General features: G+C 60.0%; 13 protein-coding genes and 1 pseudogene. 4 read left to right on the forward strand and 10 right to left on the reverse strand.

Annotation, left to right across the window (positions count from 1 at the left end; genetic code table 11):
• The 10 genes and pseudogenes from QZ511_RS06220 to dnaX all read right to left on the reverse strand — a co-directional run.
• Nucleotides 1-243 (reverse strand): annotated as a pseudogene (locus tag QZ511_RS06220) (hypothetical protein); the annotation flags it as partial.
• A 167-nt stretch (nt 244-410) separates the two neighbouring features.
• Nucleotides 411-1256, reverse strand: coding sequence for a MoxR family ATPase (locus QZ511_RS06225; protein ID WP_295800544.1), 846 nt, complete (start codon nt 1254-1256; stop codon nt 411-413).
• 308 nt (nt 1257-1564) lie between these two features.
• On the reverse strand, nt 1565-2245 hold the full coding sequence (locus QZ511_RS06230; protein WP_295800547.1) for a YEATS-associated helix-containing protein: 681 nt from the start codon (nt 2243-2245) through the stop codon (nt 1565-1567).
• Nucleotides 2246-2535: 290 nt separating this feature from the next.
• The gene (locus QZ511_RS06235; RefSeq protein WP_295800549.1) at nt 2536-2901 is read right to left on the reverse strand and encodes a hypothetical protein; all 366 of its coding nucleotides are present in this window, start codon (nt 2899-2901) and stop codon (nt 2536-2538) included.
• Nucleotides 2902-2917: 16 nt separating this feature from the next.
• Nucleotides 2918-3370: a YcgN family cysteine cluster protein gene (locus QZ511_RS06240; RefSeq protein WP_295800552.1), complete on the reverse strand. Its 453-nt coding sequence runs from the start codon at nt 3368-3370 to the stop codon at nt 2918-2920.
• Between the two features lie 13 nt (nt 3371-3383).
• Nucleotides 3384-3674, reverse strand: a complete 291-nt coding sequence (locus tag QZ511_RS06245; RefSeq protein ID WP_295800555.1) for a YcgL domain-containing protein — start codon at nt 3672-3674, stop codon at nt 3384-3386.
• Complete coding sequence (gene rnd, locus QZ511_RS06250) at nt 3674-4810, reverse strand: ribonuclease D (protein ID WP_295800559.1); 1137 nt, start codon at nt 4808-4810, stop codon at nt 3674-3676. Before rnd ends, QZ511_RS06245 begins: the two co-directional genes overlap by 1 nt.
• Nucleotides 4810-5409, reverse strand: a complete 600-nt coding sequence (recR, locus tag QZ511_RS06255; RefSeq protein ID WP_295800562.1) for a recombination mediator RecR — start codon at nt 5407-5409, stop codon at nt 4810-4812. Before recR ends, rnd begins: the two co-directional genes overlap by 1 nt.
• A gap of 75 nt (nt 5410-5484) precedes the next feature.
• Nucleotides 5485-5832, reverse strand: a complete 348-nt coding sequence (locus QZ511_RS06260; protein WP_295800627.1) for a YbaB/EbfC family nucleoid-associated protein — start codon at nt 5830-5832, stop codon at nt 5485-5487.
• 43 nt (nt 5833-5875) lie between these two features.
• Nucleotides 5876-7954: a DNA polymerase III subunit gamma/tau gene (dnaX, locus tag QZ511_RS06265; protein ID WP_295800566.1), complete on the reverse strand. Its 2079-nt coding sequence runs from the start codon at nt 7952-7954 to the stop codon at nt 5876-5878.
• Nucleotides 7955-8234: 280 nt separating this feature from the next.
• On the opposite strand from dnaX, the gene QZ511_RS06270 reads away from it, so the two are divergent.
• The 4 genes from QZ511_RS06270 (at nt 8235) to QZ511_RS06285 (ending at nt 16530) form a co-directional block, all read left to right on the forward strand.
• Nucleotides 8235-8762 (forward strand): RNA polymerase sigma factor, encoded by a 528-nt coding sequence (locus tag QZ511_RS06270; RefSeq protein ID WP_295800568.1) that lies wholly within the window; start codon nt 8235-8237, stop codon nt 8760-8762.
• Between the two features lie 518 nt (nt 8763-9280).
• A complete protein-coding gene (locus QZ511_RS06275; RefSeq protein WP_295800571.1) occupies nt 9281-10351 on the forward strand; it encodes a FecR family protein in 1071 nt (356 codons plus the stop codon).
• Between the two features lie 143 nt (nt 10352-10494).
• Nucleotides 10495-13395, forward strand: coding sequence for a TonB-dependent receptor (locus tag QZ511_RS06280; RefSeq protein ID WP_295800575.1), 2901 nt, complete (start codon nt 10495-10497; stop codon nt 13393-13395).
• A gap of 360 nt (nt 13396-13755) precedes the next feature.
• A complete protein-coding gene (locus QZ511_RS06285; RefSeq protein WP_295800577.1) occupies nt 13756-16530 on the forward strand; it encodes a TonB-dependent siderophore receptor in 2775 nt (924 codons plus the stop codon).
• The last annotated feature ends 103 nt before the right edge of the window (nt 16531-16633 follow it).

Below are 16633 nucleotides of genomic sequence, written 5' to 3' on the forward strand. Positions count from 1 at the left end.
GGGAATCATCTGTTCGAGCACATCGTCCAGGGATTCCAGGTCTTTGAAATAGGCGGCGAAGGCGCGGTCGAATTTATCGAAGTGCTTTTCGTCTTTGATCAGACAGGTGCGGGCGAGGAAGTAGAAATCGTCCAGGTTCGCGTACACCAGGCGTTGCTGCAGGGCTTCCAGCAACGAGAGCAGCTCGGTGATGGAAACCGGAAGTTGATAGCGGCGGAGGTTCAGGAAAAAGCCAATGAGCATAGCGTTCGCGCAACGAAGTCAAATATTCGGGAGAAGGCGGCGATACCGGGTGGGGCTTTGTGGGACCTTCACCGCCATGGATGGCGGTGCAGAGCCCCCAGGGATGGGTACACGGCGTGTCCCACAAAGCCCCACCCGGTAGCGCCGCCGCCACAGGACTATCTACGTCAGCGCCCCTCCCTGCGAGCCATAAACGCCAGACGCTCAAGCATATGTACGTCCTGCTCATTCTTCAGCAGCGCGCCGTACAGCGGCGGAATCGCGGATTTCGCATCGCGGTTTTTCAACACTTCCTCGGGAATATCATCCGCCAGCAACAGCTTCAGCCAATCGATCAGCTCCGAAGTTGAAGGCTTCTTCTTCAATCCAGGCACCTCGCGGATCTGGAAGAAAATATCCATCGCCTCCGCCACCAGGTTCTTCTTGATATCCGGGTAATGCACATCCACGATCTTATGCATCGTCTCCCGATCCGGGAAACTGATGTAATGGAAAAAGCAGCGGCGCAGGAACGCATCCGGCAGCTCCTTTTCATTGTTCGACGTAATAATCACAATTGGACGCTGCTTCGCCGTAATCGTCTCCCCCGTCTCATAGACGAAAAACTGCATACGGTCGATTTCCACCAGCAGATCGTTCGGGAACTCAATGTCCGCCTTATCGATCTCATCGATCAGCAACACCACCCGCTCATCCGCCTCAAAGGCCTCCCACAACTTACCCTTCTTGATGTAATTGCGGATATCGTGGACCTTATCCACCCCCAGCTGAGAGTCCCGCAGACGGGAAACCGCATCGTACTCGTACAGCCCCTGCTGCGCCTTGGTGGTCGACTTGATATGCCACTGGATCAGCCGCAAACCCAGACTGCGCGCCACCTCCTCCGCCAACAGAGTCTTACCGGTACCCGGCTCCCCCTTGATCAGCAGCGGACGCTCAAGAGTGACCGCCGCGTCGACCGCCATCTGCAGATCGCCCGTCGCAACGTAACTGTCGGTTCCCGTGAATTTCATGCGCATTTCACCATGGATTCGTTCGAAATTTGCACCATGGTAAAGGATCGGGGAAGGCTCGCCAAAGGCGGAATCGGCCAGATTGGGTGACGGCAGCGGCCGCAGCACCTCAGTTAGGTAAGGAAATTCAAACTATCGGCGAAGGTGCCGATACCGGGGGATACCTTGTGAGACCTTCGAAAACAGGGACGTTTTCGAAGAGCCCCCATGGATGGGTTCACGGCGTGTCTCACAAGGTAGCCCCCGGTAGCGGCACCGCCACCGAACCTAGCTACGTGAACGAAAAAGAGAACTGAGGATATCTAGAATCAGGCAACCTGCGCCCGCCGACGGCGCACCACCTGGCGGCCCTTGTCGGTGATATACCAGCGGATACCGAGATGGCTGTGGATCTTGCCCACCATCTCCAGCACCAGCAGACTGTTCAACGCCCGCGCCACAGAATTGGTCTCCATGCCCCCCTCCTGCGCCATCCCCGCCAGCGAACGGAACACACAATCACCATTGTTCAGCAGACCCAGCACATGCAGCGCATTGTCATCCAGCTTGCGAATCTGATTGAAATCCAGCGTCGGCCCCTGATCAGGATCACCCTCAATCTCATGCTCCAGCAGCGGCATCATCTCCAGCTGCATCGCACGGATCTCCTGCTCCAGATTCTCCACCCGCGCACGCGCAATACTCGCATCCCGCAACTGGCGGCGGGCCGCATTGAACACAAACATCCGCGAAGCAATTGCCGCCAACAGACAGTAACCAGTAAAAATCAGCAGGCGCGAAGGATCACCCTGAATCTCGATCAACAGGTCGCTCTGGGTGAACTTAAGGAAAATCGGCACCATCAAAGCGCCGCACAACCCCATGATCAGGCAGCGCGCCAGCCCCGCCGGATCCTCCTCGGTAAACAGCATCTGGTAATAATTTACCAGGCCCCCGAGGATACCGGAGACCAACATAACCGCGGTCAGAATGAGCAGATGGTCGAGCATCCCTGTCCCTTCATCTTGATTGCACAGCCAATGCCCCTGCTGGCACTTTTTGTGATTTGTCTGTATCTGTTTTGCTGTGTCGCGCCCCCCGTCCCCGGGGGCTCCGCCGGAGGCACCCCCCGCTCGCCGATCAAGTGACCGCCCGCAGGGTGACGCCGGTTCTATTAGATATAGCAGCTGCCGATTAATCGGCGCTGCCGGAAAGGGGAAGGAAGAGAGGATTGGCGCGGTATTCCGCACCAATGGGTCGAAGCGAGAACGAGAACCACAAGTCAGTACTGACTGGTACTTTAGTACTGGTCGCTCTCGGTCATGCGACGGTGCTTGCTGCGGTGCAGCATCAGGGAAATGATGCCAATGATCAGCATCACCGCAAACGCACCACCGGCGGCAAACACCAGGCTCGCGGAAACTTCGGCCGACGCACCGTCCTCCTCGAACAGCGTCTGGTACACAAACAGCGGCAGTACCGGAATCGGCGGGCTATCGGGTACCGTGCCCCGGGCCGGCACCAGCAGAACCGTCGCCGCCTCCAGCAACAACAGGTTGCGCAGCCAGCCCCAGCGCCAGTTGCGCAGGAACCACCACCCCGCCAGCAACAGTACCACTACACCACCGGCGTAAATCGCCCAGGCAAGCTTGAATTCTTCCGTCATAGTCTTTGCTTCTTGCTTATTCGTCACCAACCCAGGTGACGATATGTTCCTGAAAATCGTCCGGGTGTACCTGGTCTTCGCTGATCACCTGGTCCTGCACCGAAATACCTGCCGTATGTACCGAGCCCGGATCACCGGACACCAGCGGGTGCCAGCTCGCCAGCGGCCGCCCCTCTGCCAGAGTGCGGTAAGCGCAGGTCGCAGGCAGCCAGGCAAATCCTGTGGCATCTTTCGGGGTCAGCTGGATGCAATCCGGCACATACTTTTTGCGTTCCGGGTAATTGCTGCAGCGGCAACTGTGGGTATCCAGCAGGCGACAGGAAACACAGGTGGTGTAGACCTCCAGGGTTTCCTCGTCTTCCAGGCGGTGCAGGCAACAGCGGCCGCAACCGTCGCAGAGGGACTCCCACTCCGCCTCGGTCATTTCCTCCAGGCTTTTGCGCTGCCAGAACGGTGTTTGACTAACCACGACAGTTACCCACTCAGCCGCGCGGCAGCTTGCTGTTCTGCGCGGCAATCGCCCGCATTTCATCGTCGGCTACCGGCGGCATCTGCAAATAGTAGCCCTGTTCCTGCAGCGCGTTCATGACCTTGTCCACATCTGCGCGTGCCAGTTTGCGTTCCGGTGTCAACAACAGTGTGGTGACGTGCACCGGCTTGCCGAACAGTTGCTGCAGTTTTTCCGGCACCGCCTGCATACCCTGCTGCTTGCATACATAAAGATACATTTCCGATTCCCGCGGGCTGCGGTAGATATCGCACAGGGTTTTCATCAGTTACCTCTCAATTGCGCCAGATGTGCCAGCAGCGGTTCGCCAATCACCTCGCGACGCCAGCCCAGCAGGCGCCCTTCAAGCTGCGGTTTTTCGGCCTGCACCAGCGTTTCCAGCTCCTTCTTGCGCACCAGGATTTCCGGGGGCAGCGCCTTGGCTTCCGCCAGTTCGCCGGCCTTTTTGCGCAGGGATTTCAGCTGGTCGCCCTGCTGCCGGTTCAGTGGCTGCGGCAGGGCCGGAGGAATGTCCGTCCTTTCCGCGGCGCGGGCAATCAGTTGCAGCAGGGTTTCACCGTAAACCCGCAGGGTTTTGCCCTCCAGCCCGGGCTGGGAAAGCGTGGCCAGGTATTTCGGCATCGCCTGTGCCAGCGACAGGCAGACATTTTCCTTCAGCAGGTGGTTGCGCGGCACGTCCTGCAGGCGCGCCTCGCGTTCGCGCCAGGCACACAGGTCCTGCAACACCGCCAGCTGCGCCCCCTTGAGGCGCCAGGCGCCCTTGGCACGCTGGTAATAGAGTTCCGGCGGCTCGGGATTTTTCGCCGCCTGTACCAGGGCCGCGCAATCTTCCTGCAGCCATTCCAGCCGCCCCAGCTCGCGCAACTGCTTGAGCAGCATGCCGTACACCAGCGGCAGCCAGGCCACGTCCAGTGCGGCATAATTTTTCTGCGATTCGCTGAGCGGTCGCTGCAGCCAGTCGGACCGGGTTTCGCTTTTCGGCAGGTCGATCTGCAGCAGCTTCTGTACCGTCGCCGCATAGCCGAGACCCGCGCCCATATTGGTCAGCGCGGCGGCGATCTGGGTATCGAAAATCGGTTCCGGAATGGCACCCAGCAGGCGGTCGAGGGTTTCCAGGTCCTCACTGCAGGAGTGCATCACCTTGATCACCCGGGTGTCGAGCATCAGCTCCCGCAGGGGTTCCAGGTTATCGATCGCCAGGTTGTCGATCAGATAGCTGTGTTTACCATCGCCAATCTGCACCAGCGCCGGCAGCGGATAAAAGGTGCGGCTGCGCATAAATTCGGTGTCCAGCGCCACCGCGCTCTGCTCGCGCCAGCGGGCGCAGAGCTCTGCCAGTTGCGCGCTGGAGTCGATCCAGATCGGGCGGGTGTCCACCAGTTGTTTGCTTACCTGCTGCATCACAATACCGTGCGGCTGTTGAAGGCGTGGGCGAGGGTGCCGCCATCGATGTATTCCAGCTCTCCGCCGATGGGCACGCCGTGGGCAATACGGCTCACCGCAACCCCCTTGGCGCGGGCGCGCTCGGCAATAAACTGCGCGGTGGCCTCCCCTTCCACGGTGGGGTTGGTGGCGATGATCAGCTCACTGATCGACTCCCCTTCACTGCCCAGGCGCTCATTCAACAGGTCCAGCCCCAGATCTGCGGGGCCGATGCCATCAATGGGTGACAGGTGCCCGTGGAGCACAAAATAGAGCCCGTGGTAGTTCCCCGCCTGTTCGATGGCGAGCACGTCTGCCGGCGTTTCCACCACACACATCAGCGCATGATCCCGCCGGCTGTTGTCACACAGGCTACAGACGGGCTGCTCGGTAAGGGTGCGACACTTGCTGCAGCGGCCCACCTTTTCCACCGCCTGCTGCAGGGAACTGGCGAGCAGTCCCGCGGCATCGCGGTCTTTCTCCAGCAGGTACATGGCCATGCGCTGGGCGGACTTGGGTCCGACACCCGGCAGGCAGCGCAGTGCGCGAATCAGGTCTTCAATCAGGGGGCTGAACATAAATACGTTTTCTATCGGGAGCGTGGGTAAACAAAAGGGCCCGCTTGGGGCCCTTGCCGCTTTCGCCTCGGGACCTCAGCCAAACGGGAACTTGAAACCCTCGGGGAGGTTCATGCCCGCGGCCAGGCCGCCCATCTGTTCTTTCTGCAATTTCTGCTGTGCTTCCTCTACCCGGCGCACGGTGTCATTCACCGCTGCGGCCAGCAGGTCCTCCAGCATTTCCTTGTCTTCGGTCAGCAGGCTAGGGTCAATGTTCACCGAGGTTACATCGTGACGCCCGCTCATGGTGACCTTCACCATACCGGCACCGGCCTCGCCGGTTACCCGCAGGTCTGCCAGCTCTTTCTGCATTTTTTCCATGCGTTCCTGCATATCGGCCTGCATTTTCTGGGCCTGCTGCATGATATCGCCGAAACCTTTCATCATTTATTCACCGCTTCGTTCAAGTTGATATAACCCCGCGCGATCAACCCAAATACTCTACCGATTCGGGGATCAGCTGCGCGCCGAGTTCCGACTGCAGGTCCTGCACCAGCGGGTCACTGCTCAGTGCGTCGCGGGCGGACTGCAGCTGCGCCTCCTTGGTGGCTGCCACCAGGCGAGCCGGGGTCCCGCCCTGCACCTGGCCGACCTGGATCTGCACCACCAGGGGCTGCCGGAAAAAGTCTCCCAGCACGTCCGCGAGGCGGCGCTGGTGGCCCTCGTCGTACAGGCTGCTGAACGACTGGTCCAAGGTAAAAGAAAGTATATTGTCCTGCCGCCCCAGCAACTCCAGGTGCGAGGCAATGGAATGCAGGATGCCGGTCACCCCCAGCTGCGGGTACATGGCTGGCCAGCTGCCCGGGGTCAGGGCCTCCAGGCGCGCCGCCGGCGCGGGCTGGGCCTCGGGCTGGGGCGCGCGCGCCGGGGGCGGCTCGACCGGCGCCGGCGGTGTGGATTCCACCGCGGCCACCTGCTGACGCAGGCGCTCGCGCATTTCCGCCCGGGTATCCGCGGCCGGCTCTGTCACCGGGGGCGCTTCTACCGCTGCCGCGGGGTTCGGCTGCTGGAATGGCTGCGGCGCGGGCTCTTCCCACGGCGGCAAGTCATCCGCCGGTTGTGGCTGCGGTTCTGGCTGCCGGGACTGCGGCGCTGGCTGCTGCATCTGTGGTGCAGGCTGCTGCGCTTCTGGCGCTACGGCAACCTCGGGTTCCGGCACTGCCGCTTCTGCGGGGGCGGGAGCGGGTTCGCCGGCAGGCGCAGTGGGCATCCCGGCGCTGGCAGTGCCTGTATTGGCACCTGCGTTCATATCGCGGTCGCCGGCAACCGCCGGCTCGGGCTCAGCCTGGGACTTTTTTACCGTTTCAGCCTCGGCATCCACTGCGGGTTCCGGTGCCCGCGCCACCGCCGCGGCTTGCGGCGCGTCGCCACTGGCGGCTGCGGCAGAAGCGCCGATTCTGGCCGTCGGAATATTTGCCACGCCCTGGGGCTTGAACGCCAGCATGCGCAACAGAGCCATTTCGAAGCCGCCGCGAGGGTCCGGCGCCAGGGGCAGGTCGCGGCGGGCTAGCAGCGCCATCTGGTAATAGAGCTGTACGTTTTCACTGGCGATGGTCGCCGCGTGCTGCTGCAACAGCTCGGCATCCCCGAGGGCATTGTCGACCGCCTGCGGCAGCACCTGGGCAATGGCGATACGGTGGAGAATGGATGCCAGCTCGGCCAGCGCGGCGCTGTAATCCGGCGCCTGTTCCGAAAGCTCATTCACCGCACTAAACAACGCGCCCGGATCTTCCGCAGCCAGAGCCTGCACCAGCTTCCACACCAGGGCACTGTCGAGGGTGCCCAGCATGGCGCGGACTTCGCCCTCGCTGATCTTGCCGCCGCCGAAGGCGATGGCCTGGTCGGTAAGGCTCATGGCATCGCGCATACTGCCATCCGCCGCTCGCCCCAGGTGCCAGAGCGCGGCCTCTTCGAATGGCACCAGCTCTTTTTCCAGCACGTAGCGCAGGTGGTCCACCACCCGCTCGGGGCTCATGTTCTTGAGGTTGAACTGCAGGCAGCGCGACAGCACGGTCACCGGGAGTTTCTGCGGGTCGGTGGTCGCGAGCAGGAATTTGACGTGGGGCGGCGGCTCTTCCAAGGTTTTTAGCAGCGCGTTGAACGAGCTGTTGGACAGCATGTGCACCTCGTCGATCAGGTACACCTTGTAGCGCCCCCGTGTCGGCGCATACTGCACATTTTCCAGCAGCTCCCGGGTGTCCTCGACCTTGGTGCGGGAGGCGGCGTCCACCTCGATCAGGTCGACGAAACGGCCATCGGCAATCTCCGTACACACGGAACACTGGCCGCAGGGCTCGGAACTGACGCCGGTCTCGCAGTTGAGGCACTTGGCCAGAATCCGCGCGATGGTGGTCTTGCCCACCCCCCGGGTACCGGCAAACAGGTAGGCGTGATGCAGGCGATTGTTGTCCAGGGCGTTGATCAGGGCCTGGAGCACATGCTCCTGACCGACCATTTCCCGAAACAACCTTGGCCGCCACTTGCGCGCCAGTACTTGATAACTCATCCGCTCTCCGCGCCCCGGGGCGCCTTGTGTCTGTCTAATGGGGTGCCGCACGGCGCAGACCGCGAATTCGCGCGACATCCCGGAATTATCGGCAAGCCCGGCATTATACCGGCAACGCCGGACAGGGATACACATGCCACCACTTTGATCCCCTCGTCGACCTATCGCGTCAAAACGACCACTCGTCGACTCCCGTTCATGTGTGTTATAACTTGAAGTCACCTGCCTTATAACGATTACAACAAGCAAATTGACCGCAGTACGGGGTCCCTACTGACCGATGAAAAAAGCCCGGAAGACTCTTCTGGAATCGCTGTTTGCCGATCACGGCCAGGCATTGGTGCGTTTCATCACCCGCATCGTCCGCAACACGGAAGATGCAGAGGATATCGCCCAGCACGCCTACCTGCGGCTACAGAAGCTCAGCGACGAGAAAGATCTGGAAAATCCCCGCGCCTACCTGTTCCAGATCGCCAACAACCTGGCGGTAGACCAGCTGCGCCGGGGCAAACTGCACATTGAATATGTGAGCCAGCAACTGCCCGCGGAAGGTGCCACCGCTACCGACGACGATTACGCCTGCCACCAGTCCCCCGAGCGGGTACTGGCGGCGCGACAACAGCTGCAGGCCATCCACAATGCCATGGACAGCCTGCCCCTGAAGTGCCGCCAGGCGTTCCTCCTGCACCGCAACCGCGGCCTTTCCTACACGGAAATTGCCGAAGAAATGAATATTTCTGTCAGCAGTGTGGAGAAATACATCCTTCAGGCACTCAAACTCTGCAGGCAGCGGGTCGGGGCGCAGTAGCCCCAATCGCCTCCAATCTCCCTCTTTATATATCTATTCACACATTGCCAGGGTGGGCCATCGCCACTGACCCGCCCTGGCTGCACCACGGTGCGGCAGGATGAAATGTTGCTGCACTGTGGTGCAGCAGAAAGTAGAAAAATAATTTGAGGGAGTCCCCGGGCCATTCGTCATACATGTGAAGAGCGATATCTGGTCCAGTAAAAACAGACTTTGACAGAATAATGTGCTAAATTTTGCGGCGTTTTCATGCACAAATTGCACAGACAGGCCAAAACGGTTGATTTAGAGGCCAAAAAAACAGGCACCATATTGGTGCATTTGCGAACTAAACGGTCATAGCATTAAAGACTGTCAGCAGAGCGGCGCTTTGCGGGGCAATATTCTCGCAATATTTTCCGCTGATGCTATAGGTATTGCGAAGGGCAGAGACTGCCAAAGATTCAAAAAAGGTTGCAGCAGAATTATCTGGCAACCCGAAGCATTTTCAGATTAGTGGCAAACAAGGTATTGGTGCGGTGAACCCCCAGGAAATACAAGACGGACTGTCGGAAGAGAGGCTGGATCAGGCATGTGCCTGGATTGCCCGCCTGCGCTCTGACGCGCTCAGCGCGGCCGACCGCCGTGCGTTTGCCGCGTGGATGTCAGAATCCGACAGCAACCGCCAGGCCTTCGACGAAATGGCCGAACTCTGGGGTGACCTGGGCGTCCTCTCCCACCTGCCAATCGACGAGCTCTACCCCGAAAGCGTTCCCAGCACCACTTATCGCACGGGCGCTGCGCAACAGACCGCGGCCACTGGCAAGCGTGAGCAAACCGGCAAAGTATCCACTGGCTGGCAGCTGCCACAGTGGTTGCTCGGCGGCAGCCTGGCCACAGCCTGCCTCGCAGTGGCCCTGTGGGTTGGCAACGAGTGGCTGCAGCAGAGCCCGACCCAGCAACAGATCTACGTCACCACAGTTGGCGAAACCCGCACCGTATCCCTGGCAGACGGCTCCGAAGTGAAGCTGAACACCAATTCGGAACTGATCGTCAACTTCAGCCGCGAAGAGCGCCGCACCCAGCTGATGCGCGGGGAAGCCTTCTTTGACGTGGCCCGCCAGACCTCGCGCCCGTTTACCGTCGCTGCCGGCAGCGCCAATATCCGTGTGCTGGGTACCCAGTTCAACGTGGAGCGCAATCCCGGCAATACCCGGGTTTCCGTGACCGGGGGTACTGTGGCGGTCAGTGAATCCAAGGCAGCCAGCGGCCTGGAACCGGAGTCAGTCAAGCTGACCCGCAACCAGAAGGTCAGCGTTTCCGGCAGCGGCATCGGCGATGTTGCCCGCACTTCCGCCGAGGAAGCCCTGGACTGGACCCACGGCCAGCTGGTGTTCGAGCAGACCCCGCTGAATGAAGCACTCGAGGAACTCAACCGCTACCTGAATGTACCGGCCGCTGCGGCACCGGGTGTAGAGGACCGCACCCTGTCCGGCACTTTCGAGCTGACCGACCCGGAAAACACCCTTTCCGCCATCGCCGCCGCCCTGGGACTCGCTGAGGATCACAGCAACCCCAACCTGACTCTCTTGTCAGCAAAGCCCAACTGAGATATAAATCCCGCCTGGGGTAAATCGTATCTTTTTTAGCCAAAAGCCTGCGAAATACCCCCACCACAACTCAAAAGAAAACGACGAGAACAACTAGCTGCTTCGGTCGCTGATCGCGCCGGCACGGTGGGTGGGATTTACATTTGAAACTTCGGCATTGGGTATCTCTGTCCCTGACAGGCCTGCTGGTGCTCTCCAAGAGTGCACTTGCCGCCTGTCCGCGCGACGGGATCGAGCTCAAGTCCGGCAACCTTTCCCAGGCCCTGATTGCGCTGGGCCGCCAGTGCCGTATCTCCCTGGCAGTGCAGGCTGACAGTGCCACCAGCATCTATATTCCCGCGCAAACACTCGCAAGCCCCGACGGCAGCGCTGCTCCCGCGCTCGAACAACTCCTGCGCGACACCCCACTGACCTTTACCCACACCGGTACCAATGCCGTGGCCATTGTGGCGAGGAAAGTAACGCCACAGGCTGTAGAAGAAGAGCCCCTTGCCCCGCTACCGGCTGAAGAAGTGACCGTCACCGGCCGCAGCCTGACCGGTAGTCACCTGCGCTACCTCAAGCTGGACAGCTACGCCCCCATCGACGTGCTCGCGCAGCCGGAACTGGAAATCACCGGTGCCCAGACCGTTGCAGAACTGCTGAAATACCTGCCCGCGGTTTCCGGCAACTCCACCAGCACCTCGGTCACCAATGGCGGCAATGGCACCGCCACCGTGACGCTGCGCGGACTGCCCGCCAGCAACACCCTGGTGCTGATCAATGGCCGCCGTATCGTCAGCAACGGTTTCGGCGGCGAAGCGGCGGACCTGAATACCATCCCGCTGTCGGCGGTGGACCGCATTGAAGTGCTGAAGGACGGCGCTTCCGCGGTGTACGGCTCCGACGCCATCGCCGGGGTTGTGAATATCCTGCTGCGCCGGGACTTCGACGGCCTTTCTATCAACACCTATTACGGCCAGAGCAGCCGTGACGACCAGCAGACCGACTCCTACAGCCTGACCTGGGGCGGCGGCAGTGAAGAAGGCCACCTGATGCTGAGCCTGGCCCATTACCGCCAGGGCGAGATCTTCAGCCGTGACCGCGAGCTGTCTGAAAATGCTGACAACCGCAGCCTGGGCGGTACCGACCTGCGCTCGTCCGCCTCTCCCGAGGCGTTCATCGCGCTGGCCGACGAAGTGGTAACCAACGCCGAAGACGGGGGTTACCGCGCCTGGACACCGGAAGACCTGCACAATTTCCGCGATTACACCTCGGCACTGGTGCCATCCGAGCGCCAGTCGCTCTACGTGGCGGGCAATCGCAAGCTGGCGGAAAATGTCGAGTTTTATACCGAAACCATGGCGGTGCGCACCCGCTCGGAATCAACCCTCGCCCCCACCCCGATTTTTACCCGTTTCGATAACGGCGATCTGACGATTGCAGCGGATCAGGTATATAACCCCTTTGGTGAAACCATCACCGACGTGCGCAAGCGGGTCCTGGAACTGGGGCCTCGGGTGCAGAGCAACCGTACCGATACCTGGCGTATCAATAGCGGCCTCAAGGGCTTGATTGACGACTGGCAGTGGGAACTGGTGGCCGCCACCCACTACACCCGAGCCCGGGAAACCCTCAACAACCTGATCGACCCCCGCCGCCTGTCAGCAGGCCTGAAGGGCCCGGAAACCTGCAACACCGACAACGGCTGCGTGCCGATCGACCTGCTCGGCCCCACCGGCTCGATCACCGACGCACAGCTGGACTATATCCGCGCACAGAACGAGGTAGATGGCACCAGTCGGATGACCTCCATCACCTATATCGCCGATGGCCCACTGGGACAAAACGCCGCCGGTGATATTCTGTCAGCGGCGGGCGTGGAGGTACGACGGGAATCCATCGATTTCACCTCCACCGATGCCGATGGCTTTTCCCCTATCGGTGGTGTCGCCTCCGGATCCGCACAGGGCCAGCGCCTGATCGGCGAGGCCTTTGCGGAAATCTCCCTGCCTCTGCGCGCAGAGTCCCTGTGGCTGGACGGTGCCATCCGTTACTCGGACTACAGCGATTTCGGCAGCACAGCCAACCCCAAGCTCGCCCTGCGCTGGCGCCCCTGGCCGTCGCTGTTACTGCGCGCGAGTTACGCCACCGGCTTCAAGGCGCCGACCCTGGTGGACATGAACCAGACCGGCTACCAGAGCCAGGAATACCTGTTCGACCCCTGCACCACCAGTAGTGCGGATACACTGCCGGGCTGCAATGGCCGCGCTGACCAGGCGCGCATCCAGTACCTGACCGAATTTGGCGGTAATCCGGACCTGCAACCGGAGACTTCCGACAACCGCGCTCTGGGCATTGTGTGGACCCCGGGCGACTTCACCGGGTTTCACGCCAGCGTTGACCTGTTTGAAATCCGCCAGAACGATGTGATCGATACCAGCCCCCAGTACCTGATCAACCAGAACGCCATGAACGGCCTGTTCAGCAACCGGGTACTGCGGGACGACGCCGGTGATATCACCAGGATCGTTGCCACCAGGCTCAATATTGGTGCCCGGGAAGTGATGGGCATGGACACCAGCATGCGCTACCAGTATCAGTCGCGATCACTGGGCCTGATCCGCTGGTCTCTGAACAGCAGCCATATCTATCGCTACCTCAATCAACTTGCCCCCGGCAGCCCGGTGGAGGATTTCGCCGGTACCTTTATCGACCCTGCCAGTGGTGGCGCGGGTTCCCTGCCGGACTGGAAGGCAAATACCGGGGTTTACTGGCAGCGCGGCCGCTGGGAAGGTGGCTACACCGTGCATTTTGTCAGCGCCATGGACGAAAGCTTTACCCGTGACGACACACCGGTACATCGCAATATTAAGAGCTGGTCCACCCACGATCTCCAGGTCGCCTATGCAGTGCCAAGCGGTGTGCGCTTTGCCATCGGAATCGACAACCTGCTCGACCAGGCACCACCTTTCGCTGCTTCTGCATTCAATGACAATTTCGACGCGCGAACCTACGACCTTACCGGGCGCTACTGGTACACCACCTTCAGCTTCAATATTTAATCCACGTTATCCAATCAACTTTCCGCCACACTGAACGCAGAAAAAATCCTTCCGGCTACGCTTTCTCCATGTAGCCATCTGCCGAAAAATCACTATTCCCCCGACAAAATCTGTTAGCTGAACTGTCGCGAGAGGTGGCCGCAATCGGGCCAACCAACGCACACTCAATTCGCTTTTTTCCCCAAGAATGACGCCGCAATTTGTGGCCCGGAACCAAAGGCGCAATTTCATTCACCAATCCCCTTGAACGAAGAAAAATTGTTCTAGTGTTGTAGCAAGCCTCTGTTGATAGAAGTACGCAGTTATCAGGGAGGGCGCGGCCAATTCGGCGAACATTAGCGGTACCAGGAGAGGTATACCATGGACAAAACCCGTCTTTCTCGGGCAATCAAGGGCGCAATCGCGGCAGCCGCGGTTTCATCAAGCTTTTCCTCCATATCTTTTGCCCAAGATACTCAGGCGCAGGTAGAGGAAATTGTCGTCACTGGTTCTCGCATCCAGCGTGCAACCGACGCCAACAGCGCCACGCCCATCAGCGTATTCGACGCAGCGGCACTGGAACAGTCAGGCCAGACCACACTGGAAGATTTCCTGCAGGACGTACCGTCCATGACCGGTGGTCAACTGGGCTCTTCCGTTAACAACGGCAGTGGCGGTCTCGCTACCGTATCACTGCGCGGTCTCGGTTCCAGTCGCACACTGATTCTGATGAATGGCCGTCGCCTCAGTTCCTCCGGCGGCGCCACCGGCGTGGTCGACCTCAACACCATTCCCACATCCATTATCGAGCGAGTGGAAATCCTGCGTGACGGCGCTTCAACCATTTACGGTTCCGATGCCATCGCCGGTGTTATCAACATCATCACCAAGAAAAATTTTGAAGGTGCAGAGCTCACTGCGGACTATGGCGCTTCTACCCATGGCGACGGCGATGAATATCTGGCGGCGATGACACTGGGCGCAGCCAGTGATCGCGGACATGTGATGCTCAACGCGCAGTACACCAAACGCGACGATATCTGGCAGGACGAACGGAGATTTTCCGAATGCCCACTAACCGAAATTGGTGGCCAAGTTGTTTGCTCCGGTAGCGCGACTACCACACCCGCGCGCTTTTCTCCCACAGCAAACAGTGACCAGCTGATTGTTGACCCGGTTACCGGTGTCGTGCGCGACTTTAACTCGGCTACAGATGCCTATAACTTTGCCGAAGCGAGCTACCTGATTACACCTCAGGAAGTGGCTTCCATGTACGGTTACGGCAATTACATGCTGTACGACTGGAAGAATGTGACAACCATTAACGGCTTCTCCGAGTTGTCGTTCGTCAATCGCCGTTCCGACCAGTTGATGGCGGCGGAAGGTACTTTCTGGGGCCCGGAAGTACCGGTTAGCAACCCCTACAACCCCATCGGCGAACCAGTCAATATCGGTCGCCGCCTGGAAGAGACCGGCGGCCGCTCATTTACCCAGGACCTGAATACCTGGCGTGGCGTAGTGGGTCTTGAAGGTGAATGGTGCAACGAGTGGACCTGGGACCTGTCATACAACTATTCCCGCTGGGTGGATTCGCAAATCGACCGCGGCCGCGGCAATACAGTTCGCTTCCAGAATCTTCTGGACCCCGTTGCCTGTGCCGCCGATGCAGAATGTGCTGCGGCACTGGCGGACTCCGGAGGCGTTGCAGCCTGGGACCCCTTCACCGAGGGCACTCTGACCGATGCCATGCAGAACTATGCCCTGGTCACCAATTCCCCACTGGAACGGTCGCGTCTGCGCAGCTTCCAGGCCAACCTGGTGGGTGATTTCGGCGAATGGGCCCTGACCGGTGAAGCGCCGGCATGGGCAATAGGCTATGAAAACCGCTCTGAAACCACCGAGATCATCCCTGACGGGGCTGCAGAAATCGGCCAGATCTACTTTGTCAGCGGTATTGCCTGGGCTGGTAGCTATGACGTGGACGAGTTCTACGGTGAGGTACGCGTACCGATCCTGGAAGGCCAAAACTGGGCAGACATCCTCGCAGTCGAGGCCTCCTTCCGTTACTCCGACTACGACACCATTGGTGACGACACCACCTTTGGTGCAGTCATAGAGTATGCACCCATCACAGAGCTCCGCTTCCGCGGTACCTACTCCGAAGGCTTCCGCGCACCGGGCCTGGATGACCTTTACCTGCCACCGACCGTATCTGCGGAAACCTATGCAGACCCCTGTCATGAGTACTCCGCCGGCGATAACCCCAATATCATCGCCAACTGTCAGGCCGATGGTATTGCTCCCGGAACCACTATTACCACCCAGGCTACCGGCCTGTTTGGCGGCAACCCGGATCTGGAAGCAGAAAAGTCTGAAAGCTGGACTCTGGGTATTGTGTGGACCCCGTCCTGGACCGACGACATGGGCTTCACCCTGGATTACTTCGATATCAGCATCGACGACGCGATCGGTACTCTGACCACCAATACGATTGTACAGGGCTGTTACGAGAGCCCAGACTTCAGCTCGCCACTGTGTGACCTCATCGCTGGTCCGTCAGCCGTGGGCATCAGCGGATCTCCCGACAGTCCCTTCCGTGCGAATGACAACACCATCGCCGGTCAGCAGTTAAATAGTCAGAACGTGGCCACCTTCGAGACTTCCGGTGTCGACCTCGGTTTCAACTACAGCATGGATGCCGGCCCCGGGGTGGTACGCGTGGACGCCACAGCCACATACTTGCATGAATGGAAGTACCAGGGCAGCTCGGAAGACCCGTCTATCGACCTAGCAGGCTACTTCGGTTCCGACCCGGTGACCACCGCAATCGTTGCCTTCCCGGAGTGGAAGTTCTACGCCAACTTCGCGTATGACTACGAGTGCTGGACCGCCTCCACTACCGTGCGCATGCTCGGTGAAGTGGACGACTTCGATCCGTCACCCTCCGATCTGGCCACCCATATCGATGCGACCTGGTACCAGGACTTCAACTTCACCTACAACCGCTGGGAGAACATCACCCTCTCCGGTGGTATCCGCAACGCATGGAACCAGCAGCCTCCTTATGTCACCAACAACGATGACATGAACACCCTGATGAGAAGCTACGACACCGTCGGCCGCTTCTTCTACGGAAGTGTGACGCTGGAGTTCTAAGCGGTCATTTGAACCTCCACCCGGACCCCGCCAACCGGCGGGGTCCCTTCCCCCCCTCCTCCCTTTCCTGCATTTCCTTTATTTATTCGTTCCTTTTCTCTCT

It is taken from the genome of uncultured Microbulbifer sp., from assembly GCF_913055755.1.
Lineage (GTDB): Bacteria > Pseudomonadota > Gammaproteobacteria > Pseudomonadales > Cellvibrionaceae > Microbulbifer.